Source organism: Natronorubrum texcoconense, assembly GCF_900100335.1.
GTDB classification, from domain to species: domain Archaea; phylum Halobacteriota; class Halobacteria; order Halobacteriales; family Natrialbaceae; genus Natronorubrum; species Natronorubrum texcoconense.
The window spans coordinates 79,760-89,784 of record NZ_FNFE01000002.1 but is presented as its reverse complement, the minus strand read 5'-3'; the positions used below and the strand labels follow the sequence as shown (position 1 = coordinate 89,784).

9 protein-coding genes are annotated in these 10,025 nt (G+C 66.4%); 3 read left to right on the top strand and 6 right to left on the bottom strand.

The window, feature by feature from the left end; translation table 11 throughout:
- Positions 1-17 precede the first annotated feature (17 nt).
- Complete coding sequence (locus BLT08_RS06690) at positions 18-332, bottom strand: DUF7518 family protein (protein WP_090304186.1); 315 nt, start codon at positions 330-332, stop codon at positions 18-20.
- 152 nt (positions 333-484) lie between these two features.
- On the bottom strand, positions 485-793 hold the full coding sequence (locus BLT08_RS06685) for a transcription factor S (protein ID WP_090304183.1): 309 nt from the start codon (positions 791-793) through the stop codon (positions 485-487).
- Between the two features lie 214 nt (positions 794-1,007).
- Here BLT08_RS06685 and glmM point away from each other — a divergent pair, with 214 nt between their 5' ends.
- Positions 1,008-2,366 carry a phosphoglucosamine mutase gene (gene glmM / locus BLT08_RS06680; RefSeq protein ID WP_090304180.1) on the top strand — a complete coding sequence of 453 codons (1,359 nt, stop codon included), beginning with the start codon at positions 1,008-1,010 and terminating at the stop codon, positions 2,364-2,366.
- A gap of 100 nt (positions 2,367-2,466) precedes the next feature.
- Here the strand turns inward: glmM and BLT08_RS06675 are convergent, their stop codons facing one another.
- From BLT08_RS06675 to BLT08_RS06660, 4 genes are all read right to left on the bottom strand, one after another.
- On the bottom strand, positions 2,467-3,654 hold the full coding sequence (locus BLT08_RS06675; protein ID WP_090304178.1) for a DHH family phosphoesterase: 1,188 nt from the start codon (positions 3,652-3,654) through the stop codon (positions 2,467-2,469).
- A gap of 89 nt (positions 3,655-3,743) precedes the next feature.
- The gene (locus BLT08_RS06670) at positions 3,744-4,634 is read right to left on the bottom strand and encodes an SDR family oxidoreductase (protein ID WP_090304176.1); all 891 of its coding nucleotides are present in this window, start codon (positions 4,632-4,634) and stop codon (positions 3,744-3,746) included.
- Positions 4,635-4,744: 110 nt separating this feature from the next.
- Positions 4,745-5,605, bottom strand: coding sequence for a hypothetical protein (locus BLT08_RS06665; RefSeq protein ID WP_090304173.1), 861 nt, complete (start codon positions 5,603-5,605; stop codon positions 4,745-4,747).
- 175 nt (positions 5,606-5,780) lie between these two features.
- On the bottom strand, positions 5,781-6,206 hold the full coding sequence (locus BLT08_RS06660) for a DUF5791 family protein (RefSeq protein WP_090304171.1): 426 nt from the start codon (positions 6,204-6,206) through the stop codon (positions 5,781-5,783).
- Positions 6,207-6,660: 454 nt separating this feature from the next.
- Between BLT08_RS06660 and BLT08_RS06655 the strand changes: the two genes are divergently transcribed.
- Positions 6,661-7,749, top strand: coding sequence for a tubulin/FtsZ family protein (locus BLT08_RS06655; protein WP_090304169.1), 1,089 nt, complete (start codon positions 6,661-6,663; stop codon positions 7,747-7,749).
- A 53-nt stretch (positions 7,750-7,802) separates the two neighbouring features.
- Positions 7,803-9,734, top strand: a complete 1,932-nt coding sequence (locus BLT08_RS06650) for a glycoside hydrolase family 2 protein (RefSeq protein ID WP_090304167.1) — start codon at positions 7,803-7,805, stop codon at positions 9,732-9,734.
- Positions 9,735-10,025 lie beyond the last annotated feature (291 nt).

Below are 10,025 nucleotides of genomic sequence, written 5' to 3'. Positions count from 1 at the left end.
GCGCCGTCGCCACGCAGTTATGCGACAATAATGTCGTCGCTACCTGAGTCTTCCGCTTCGTCCTGGGCCGTCGCCTCCTCGCTGTCGGCGTCGGCATCGGCTGCGGCTTCCGCAACCTCGTCCGGTGCGGCTTCCTGTGTCACCTCGTCCGCCGACTCCGCTTCTTTGCCGCCGCGTCGCTCGGGGACGCGGGTCGGCGACTCGGTGTCGAGTTCGGCCTCGAGCACGCGAATGCGCTCCTTGGATTCGATGAGTTCGTCCGTCAGCCCTTCTACCGTCGACTCGAGTTCCGCAACCGTCGATTCGAGTTCCTCGACGCGATTTTTCGACATATCTCCTAGGGGTCCGTCCGGCCACATAAACGTACGTCAGACAAAATTAATTTGGCTGGTACATTCTGCCTGGCTGATGATCGGTCGCTGTCCGTTCGACACTACTGTTCCGGATGGGTGGTGAGAACGGATGGTGAGGACGGGCGAGTCGGTCAGTTGTCGTCTTCGCGCCACTTGTGCTCGCACTCCGAACAGATGAAAAAGCGCGTCTCGCTCTCGTCGGCCGACCGAATCTGTTGCATGTACCAGTAGGCTCGGTCGTGACCGCACTCGGGACAGAGCGCGTCGGTCTCCGGCAGGGAGGTCTCGCCGGAGGACTCGATGATCTCGCTCGCCTCCTGGTCGTCCGTCACGATGTACTCGTCCGCGTCACCTTTCGGCTTCGTAAAGCCACAGCTGCCACACTCCCACAGCCCGTCGTCGGCTTTCATCATCGAACCGCATTCGTCGCAGAATTCCATTAGTGTCCGGGCTACGTCGGCCGAGAGACTTAAGCGACCCGTTTGGAGCCATCGGTGGTGACGGGGCGAACACGTTCGCACCCGCAGCTGTACGGACGAACGGATGCCTCAGATCGTCCGACGTCTCAATCGATCGTCGACTCCCGTGATAAGGGCTCTCAAAACGCAGGACGATGTTCCGATTTTTATATACCCGGTCGTGGTAGCACCGGTTATGTTCGGAACGAGCGGAATTCGCGGGGCGGTGGGCGAGGAGGTAACGGCCGAACTGGCGCTCGCCGTCGGCCGTGCGCTGGCATCCGAGGGGTACGAACGCGTCGTCGTCGGCCGCGACGTCCGCGAGAGCGGGACGATGCTGGTCGACGCACTCTCCGCCGGGATACGGGAGTGTGGCGGCGACGTTATCGAGATCGGGATCGCCCCGACGCCGACCGTCGCCCGCGGCATCGACTGGCTCGACGCGGACGCGGGCGTCGTGATCACCGCCTCCCACAACCCGAAGACGGACAACGGGATCAAACTCTGGTCGCCTTCCGGCCAGGCGTTCGACACCGAGCGCCGCGCGGCGATCACGGACCGAGTCGAGAACGAGCGCTACGACCTCGAGCGCTGGGACGGGATCGGCGACCGGAGACACCACGAGGGACTGCTCGAGCGCCACGCCGAGACGATCACGGACACCGTCGACGACCTCTCGGGGCTCGACGTGGTCGTCGACGTCGGCAACGGCGCGGGCAGCGTCACGGCGGAAGCCCTGGTCGACCTCGGCTGTGAGGTGCGAACGCTCAACGCCCAGCAGGACGGCCGCTTCCCGGGCCGGCCGAGCGAGCCGAACGAGGAGACCCTCGAGGACCTCCAGCGGCTGGTCGGCGCGACGGACGCTGACCTCGGAATCGCCCACGACGGCGACGGCGACCGCATGGTGGCGGTGGACGAACGCGGCCGGTTCGTTCCGAAAGACCTCCTGCTCGCGCTGTTCGCCCGGGAGATGGCCGGCGACGGCGACCGGATCGCCGCGCCGGTGGATACGAGCCTCGCGGTCGACGATGCGGTAGCGGCCGCGGGCGCCTCGGTGACGCGAACGGCCGTCGGCGACGTCTACGTCGCGGAGCGGGCGACCGAACCCGACGTCGTCTTCGGCGGCGAACCGAGCGGCGCGTGGATCTGGCCCGAGGAGACGCTCTGCCCGGACGGCCCGCTCGCGGCCGCGAAACTCGCCGCGATGACCAAACGCGCGGGCTCGCTCGCCGGGCTGGTCGACGACCTCGAGACCTACCCGATCCGCCGGACGTCGATCGACGTGACGGACAAGACGGCCGTCATGGAGCGCGTCGAGGCGACGGTTCGAGAGCGGGATCTCGAGGTCGACGCGCTGGACGGCGTTCGGATCGATCACGGCGACGGCTGGACGCTCGTCCGTCCGAGCGGGACCGAATCGGTCGTTCGGATCACGGCCGAGGCGCGCGATCCGGAGCGAGCCGAGGAGCTGTTCGAAGACGCTCGCGAGATCGTCCTCGCGGCGACCGACGGAGGCGAACCGCGCGGGACCACCGAAACGCCGTCCGCTGAGTAGCGCGCGGTTCCGACTCGAACGCGGGGATTCGATTCGACGGAAGCGACACGCTCGAGCGGTCGCTGCCCTTCGTGTCCGTCTTATTCTTTGGACCAGTCGATTACCGTTCGCCGGCCATCGCCGAAAAGAGCCGCTCTTCGAACTCTGGTTTGCTGATGCCGTCGGAGGGACCGATCCCGTTCATGTGGTCGACGGACACCTGTCCGCCGCCCATCCGGGCGTGGCCGCCCGCGTTGGCCATCGGAATGTCGCTGATGGCGTGGCGCAGGGTCTCGCCCATGTGGACCCGGTCGTCCCGCGAGCGCCCCGAGAGGTGGATCGTGTTGTCGTTCTGGCCGTAGACGACGACCGCCGTGACGCCCTCTAAGTGCATCAGTTCGTCCGCGGCCTGCGGGATCGCGTCGGTGTTCGAGAGCTCGCCCACGTCGCAGACGGCGAACGGACCTTCGACGCGTTTTTCGGTGATGGCCGTCGCTTTGACCCGTAAAACGTCGTCGCTGACCTGCGGGTTGGCGATCCGATCGAGGAGGTCCTCGTCGATACCCGAAAACAGCGAGGCGCAGGCGTCGAACTCGGCCCGCGAGCAGCCGTTCGTCAACTGGTTCGTATCCGACTGAATGCCGTACAGGAGCCCCGTGGCGAGCTCCTCCGAGATCTCGAACCCGTTGCCGCCCTCCGCCGCCATCGTCGCGCCGAGTTCGTCCAGATACTCGACGAGGATCGTCGACGCGGCACCGTAGTCGGTCCGAACGTCGGTGAACTCCGTCCCAGCCCCGTTGCCGGGGTGGTGGTCGACGACAGCGATGGGTTCGACAGTCTGTGAGCCCGCAAACCCGCGCGGCGTGTTGTGATCGACGAGGACGACGGCGTCGGCGGCGAGCTGCGAGCTCGATTCGATCGACTCGAGTTCGAGATCGAGAACGGTTCGGAACGCGCGATTTTCCTGGTGGCGAATTTCGCCGGCGTACTGCAGCGTCGCCTCGGTGTCGACGGCCTCGGCGATTCGGGCGATTCCCATCGCACAGGACATAGCGTCTGGATCCGGGTTCGGGTGCATCAACACCGCAATTTCGTCGTAGTTTCCCAGCAAGCGCTGAATGCGGACGCCGGGCGGTCGTCGAAACCAGCGGACGACCCACCAGCTGCCGACGACGACGGCCACGGTCGCGAGGACGAGCAGGGAGAGCACCAGGGGCTCGAGGGCCTGGAGTTCGTCGACGACGCTCTCGACCAGCAACGTGTCGGGCTCGAGAGAGACGCTGCTGATCGAGAGGTCCCGGTCGCTCATACCCGACAATCAAAGTGAATCACTAAGAAATTTCCCCCTCTGGCGACCGTTTGTCGTCAATATCTGCGCGTATCGGCGTGGTAGCGCCGTCAGCGACCGAGATAGTCATCGATCGCGTCCCGGTACCCCTCCCGATACGTCGGGTACGCGAACTCGTAGCCCAGCTCCCGCAGTTTGTCGTTGGAACAGCGTTTGCTGGTCAGAATGCGGCGTTTGCCGGCCTCCGAAACGTCTCCCTCCGCGAGTCGCTCGGCTTTCGTCTGCTTCGGCGGCTGTTCGAGGCCGCACTGCTCGGCCAGCCAGTCGGCGAACGCCCACTTTGGGGCGGGTTCGTCGTCGACGACCTGCACTACCTCGCCGCGCGCAAGGTCCTCTTCGAGGAGGTAGCGGACGGCTCCCGCCGCGTCGTCGCGGTGGACCATGTTCAGGTAGCCCTCGGTGACCGGGCCCTCGAGGTAGCGCTCGAGGCGGTAGCGACCGGGGCCGTAGAGGCCGGCGTAGCGTGCGACGGTGCCTTCGAAGCCGTACTCGGGAGGTAACTCGAGGGCGATCCGTTCGGCCTCGGCGAGCACCGCGGTCTTCTCGGTGGTCGGATCGAGTTCGGTCTCCTCGTCCACCCAGTCGCCGTCGTGATCGCCGTGGACACCCGTCGAGGAGGTGTAGACCAGCCTGTCGGGGCCGTTCTCGCGCTCGCCGAACTGCTGGATGGCCGTCCGCAGACCCTCGACGTAGACCTCGCGGGCTGCGTTCGCGCCCCGGCCGCCGCTGCTGGCCGCGAAGACGATGGCGTCGACGTCTGGAACGGCCTCGAGCGCATTCCGTTCGGTGACATCAGCCTTGACAGCGTCGAATCCAGTTGCCTCGATTTTCTCGACGCCGCCGTCGGAGCGACGCACGCCGGTCACCTCGTGACCGCGCTCGGTGAGTTGGCGGCCCAACTCGAGGCCAACGTGGCCACAGCCCAGAATTGCGACGTTCATACGTCGTCTCGTAGGTGCGCGTACATAATCTCGAGGTTCGAAGCGAAAATTAACCGTTCACGGTGTGGTCGTCGCCCGGAACCGGTCCGACTGGACCGAGTCAGCGCGGCTCAGGCCGACTCCGTGAGGGCCGGTTCCGCGTCGGTCGATTCCGATTCGATCGAGTCGGTGCGGTCGACGTACTCCGCGAGGACGACGAACGCGATGGCCCACGCGACGGTTGCGAGCGCGCCGGCGGTACCGAGGCTCGAGCCCTGCTCGATTCCGGGGAACGCGAGCGAGCCGGCGGCGAAGAGGACGGCCATCGCGGCGGCGGCGTAGACCAGTGCGCGCCAGCCGGTCGGTCGGAGGGCGCCCAGCAGCGCGAACAGGCCGATCGAGACGGTCGCGAACAGCATGAACTCGAAGTGACCGAACGTGACGTGTTCGTTGGTGAGCGTCGTGTGGCTCGCGTACTCGCCGACGGCGACGGCCGCCATGCCGAGCGCGCCGATGGCGGCGAGTGCGACCAGCCGGGTATCCATCCCCTCGAAGCTCGGCAGGATTTCTCTGCGAGCCGGGTGTAACAGGGCGATGAGCAGGACCGGAACCATGAAGACGAGGATCTCGCCGGCCGCCGCGAGACCGGAGGCGACGGCCGTGAGGACGAACGCTGAAATCGCGAAGGCGATCGCGGCTTGGAGCGCCCCCACTCGCTTCGCCGGGCGATAGAGCTGGACGGCGACCGTCGCGGCGAACACCGTCAGCATCCCGCCAATCATCATGTGGTGGACGCGGTGGACCGGGAACGCGTAGCCGCCCGTCCAGGCGGTTCCGACCATCACCATCGATTCGCGCAGCGCGAACAGGAGAAACGCGACGAAGGCGGCCGTGACGAAGTAGAACGCGGGCTTTCGCGCTCGGTGCGTACCGTCTTCGACGGTGCCCCGAACTCGGTTGCCGGCGGCCCTCGTCGACGTGGCGAAACTCATCGTCCCACCGCGCTAAGACGCGCGCTCACTGTCGATACCTGCTGCTCGATACGTGTTGGTGATTTCATCGTAATCGGAGCTAGTACGCCATCTCAGAATATAATCATATGTAATGATTGTGTAGAAACTCACGGCGTCGTGAGTGGGACGTGCGCCACCGGCCGGCCGACCCCGGTCAGGGCGCGCCGTCGGCGATCACGTACTGGATGTGAACGAACTCCTCGAGCGACATCGGCGCGCGCTGTTCGAGTTTCTGCTGTACTTCCTTGGCGTCCAGTTCGATCTCGAGTTCGCTCTCGATGGAATCGACGTCGAGCACGGCCGTCGACATCCCCAACAGGAGGTGCTCGCAGGCGATGGTCACCATCTCGTCCGGCTCGGGTTCGCCCGCTTCGAGCGACTGAATCTGGGCGACTTCTGCGATAGTGAGGTCGGGTGACTCGGACTCGAGCAGCGCCTCGGCAGCGTCCCGATCCACGTCGGTCTGCTCGGCGACGGCGTCGGCTCCGTGCTGGTCGACGACGGCCCGCAGGTCGTCCTCGTACTCGGCGCGGAGGTCGGCGGGCGAGTCGGGGACGGTCATCCGCTGGTCGTAGAACATGTGCGACGAAACGGGTATCTCGCTGAAAGGGATTGTTATCGTAGCCGCTGAAAGTCAATGCGCACCTGATCGCACGACAGTAGCGCGATTCGGAGCGAGCGCGGTTCGGAGCGAATGAAATGAGCGAGAACCGCGAAGCGAGCGGGGAACGAAGTGATCCGTGAGCCGAAGGGCGAGAACCGCGACAAACGAGTAGCGCGGGATCGGAGATCCCGGGGACCATGCGAACGGGCGCACAGCGCCCGTGAGCAGACGGAGAGGAACGACCCGCGAGCTATGCGATCAGTGTGCAAATCGTTTCAGTTGTTACGATATTGGCGATGCCGGGGTCGTCCGTGCGGGGATACTGACACCCCGCTGGCTGACCTCCTCGTCCGTGAACGAGTACGTTCGTCCACCCTCGATGTACTTGTCCACCGGAACGTTCAATTACCCGTGCTTACATGAAATCCGTATGAAAGTTGCCCTGATCGGGGTTGGTCAGGCCGGTGGCAAGGTCGCTGAACGGCTCACCCGCTTCGACGCGGAGATGGGTTTCGGAGCCGTTCAGGGCGCACTGGCCGTCAACTCCGCGGAAGCGGACCTCCAGTCGCTCGAGTTCGCCGACACCCTGTTGATCGGCGCGGATCGCGTCAACGGACACGGCGTCGGCGGCGACAACGAACTCGGCACCGAAGTCATGCAGTCGGACATCCAGCAGGTGCTCGGCGCGCTCGACGGGCGCGTCACCTCGAGCGCCGAGGCTATTTTCGTCGTCGCGGGTCTCGGCGGCGGAACGGGCAGCGGCGGCGCGCCGGTGCTCGTCCACCACCTCCAGCAGGTCTACGACGTACCGGTCTATACGCTCGGCGTTCTCCCCGGTCGGAACGAGGGCGCGCTCTACCAGGCCAACGCCGGTCGATCCCTGAAGACGCTCATCCGCGAGGCCGACTCGACGCTGCTCATCGATAACGACGCGTGGCACGAACAGGGCGAGAGCATGGACGGCGCCTTCGAGACGATCAACGGCAAAATCGCCCAGCGGGTCGGCCTCCTCTTCGCGTCCGGCGAGGCGGTCGAGGGCGTCGGGGAAAGCGTGGTCGACTCGAGCGAGGTCATCAACACGCTCCGCGCAGGCGGCGTCTCGGCGCTCGGCTACGCGACCGAACTCGCGAGCGAGGACAGCGCGGAGAACATCAACACCGCCATGAGCGTCTCCCGGCAGGCCCTCTTGACGGGCACGAGCCTCCCGGACGCGACGACGGCCGAAGCGGCCCTGCTGGTCATCGCCGGCGAACCCGACCGAATTCCCCGCAAAGGTGTCGAACGCGCGCGCCGCTGGCTCGAGGACGAGACCGGCAGCATGCAGGTCCGGGGGGGCGACTTCCCGCTCGACAGCGATCGACTCGGCGCGCTGGTCCTGCTCGGCGGGGCCGAACGCTCCGATCGCGTACGGGCGTTCATGGATCGCGCACGTGAGGCGAACCGGGCTCAGGAACGCGAAGAAGAGCGATCGGACCCCGCAGAACAGTTCGCGGACGACCGCCTCGAGAACCTCTTCTAGCTCCTGCCGATACGTCGGAAGGGCTTTTTCGTTCGGGTTCCGTGGGTGTGTCAATGAGTGGCGAGTGGACCGGCGGAATCGTCGACGGACACACCGACGATAGCCCGCCGACGGTCGAGGAGTGGCGGTCGGTCGCCGTCCCCGGAACGCGGGCGTCGTTCGCGGACGCGACGGAGCCGATGGCCTACCGAACGACGGTCGCGGATCCGCGCGCGGACGAGCGCGATCGCGCACTGCTGAAACTTCGCGGGAACGCGTCTCGAGCCGAAATATGGCTGAACGGAACCTGCGTCGGTCACCGCGAACCGTTCGTTGGTCCGTTTCGAACCGTATTCGACCCGCAACCGGAGAACGAGTTGATCGTCATCTGTGAGCGCCCGAGCGCGGTGGTCGACACTGGGGAGTCCACCGATGCGACCGAACACGGGACGTCCGGCGTCCCGTGGGCGGTCGACGTCGAGGCCCGACCGCAGACGTTCTGTCGCCGTCTCGAGGCCCGTCCCCGATTCACCGAGGACGGCGGCGTCATCGACGTCGAGTGCGAGGTCGACGCGGGCGAGGCGGTCGACGACGCGATCACGCTCTCGCTGCGACCGGAGGGGTTTCGCGGGAGCGCGGCGATGCAGCGGGTGCCGATTCGGGTGGGCGCGGGCGAGCGAGTGACGGTGTCAGACACGCTCGAGATCCGCGAGCCGTCGCTGTGGTGGCCGCAGGGGTACGGTCCCCAGCATCGGTACACGGTGCGGGCGAAACTCGGCGACGACGCGATTTCGAAGACGGTCGGCTTCTGCAACGTCGAACGCGACGGTGACGAGTTCCTGATCAACGGTCGGCCGGTTTGGCTCCGCGGGTTCGCGCGGCTCCCGGGCGGTGACCCCGTCGCGGACGTCGAACGCGCCGCTGCCGCGAACGCGACGTTCGTGCGCGCGAACGGGCACGTTCCCCCGGAGTCACTGTACGCAGCCTGCGACGAGGCCGGACTCCTCGTCTGGCAGGACGTCGCGGAAGTCGGACCGAACGACGAGCCGTCGACCGACGAAGCCGACGTGCTCGCAGCGACGCTCGCGAAGCGGCACGCCCACCGTCCGAGCGCCGCGATCTACGGCGTTTCTGACGAGTCGTCTGCCCCCTTCGACGGACTGTACGGAAGCGGGTTCCTGACGAAACTTCGGTTCCGCTATCGCGCGCGGCGAGCGGACGTCGATCACGGTGCAGCCGAATCGGTCGCCGACGCAGTTGCGCAGCGAGTCGCGGAGACGGTCGCCGAATCCACCGCCGAAGCCGCCGACGAGTCGATGCCGGGCTCTCCCGCCGTCGTCTCGAGTACCGGACCGCCGGGAACCGACGCCGACGCGACGCGGCTCTCGCTCGGCTGGGAGTACCTCTCGGCCGCGGACCTCGAGTGGCTACTCGAGCGCGATCGCACGCTGGGACGGCTCGTCGCGGGCTTCGATGCGGGATCGCTGGCTTCGGGCGACGCCGATCCCGCCGAGATTCCTGGGTTCGACGCGGCGGTACTCGAGCGACGCGTCGGGGCCGACGCGGGTCTCGAGGAGTCCCAGCGCTATCAGACGGAGACGCTGAAGACGGTCGCGGAGACGCTTCGTCGCCACGAGTCGAGTCTGTTGACGGGCCCTCCGCTCCGTGACGCGGCTCCCGGCGGCGGGATGGGTGTCGTGAGCCACGACGGCGAGGAGAAGCCGGCGTATCGCGCACTCGCTCGGTCGCTCGAGCCGGTGCAGGCGGTCCTCGATGGCCCGCCGACGCCCGGGTCCGTCGGGATCACGCTCTGTAACGACACGCACGACGCGCTCGAGGCGACCGTCTCCTGGGTGGCCGACGACGACGAGGGCGAGACGACGGTCGCGGTCGATCCCCTCGAGACGACGGCCGCTGGAACGGCCAGGATCTCCGGGACGGCGACCCGAATCGAACTGACCGTCACGGTCGGCGAACGGCAGGTCCGTAACCGGTATCGTTTATAAGCATCTCGAAAACCATGTTACAGGCCGACACAGTCCGTGGAGGCCCCTGCTAACTGTTTTCAGGGGTTACCGTACCGGTACATTTAAATTGAAGGCGCCAGTAGGTGTGAGTACCAGAACGCCACCGGGGCGCGTATCGCTCGACGATCGATGACAGGAAACTTATTCACCGAGGTTTCGCAGATCCTGAGCGAACGCTGTACACGGCCACTCGTCTCTCACCTACGACACGCACCCGACCGACGGGTACGGGTCGTACTCGAGGCGGGTGACCGGCGCTCCGGTGCGGGT

Coding starts and splice junctions, on each gene's coding strand:
- glmM (WP_090304180.1), top strand. CDS start 1,008: ATGTTCGGAACGAGCGGAATTCGCGGGGCGGTGGGCGAGGAGGTAACG.
- BLT08_RS06665 (WP_090304173.1), bottom strand. CDS start 5,605: ATGAGTTTCGCCACGTCGACGAGGGCCGCCGGCAACCGAGTTCGGGGC.
- BLT08_RS06650 (WP_090304167.1), top strand. CDS start 7,803: ATGAGTGGCGAGTGGACCGGCGGAATCGTCGACGGACACACCGACGAT.
- BLT08_RS06685 (WP_090304183.1), bottom strand. CDS start 793: ATGGAATTCTGCGACGAATGCGGTTCGATGATGAAAGCCGACGACGGG.
- BLT08_RS06670 (WP_090304176.1), bottom strand. CDS start 4,634: ATGAACGTCGCAATTCTGGGCTGTGGCCACGTTGGCCTCGAGTTGGGC.
- BLT08_RS06655 (WP_090304169.1), top strand. CDS start 6,661: ATGAAAGTTGCCCTGATCGGGGTTGGTCAGGCCGGTGGCAAGGTCGCT.
- BLT08_RS06660 (WP_090304171.1), bottom strand. CDS start 6,206: ATGTTCTACGACCAGCGGATGACCGTCCCCGACTCGCCCGCCGACCTC.
- BLT08_RS06690 (WP_090304186.1), bottom strand. CDS start 332: ATGTCGAAAAATCGCGTCGAGGAACTCGAATCGACGGTTGCGGAACTC.
- BLT08_RS06675 (WP_090304178.1), bottom strand. CDS start 3,654: ATGAGCGACCGGGACCTCTCGATCAGCAGCGTCTCTCTCGAGCCCGAC.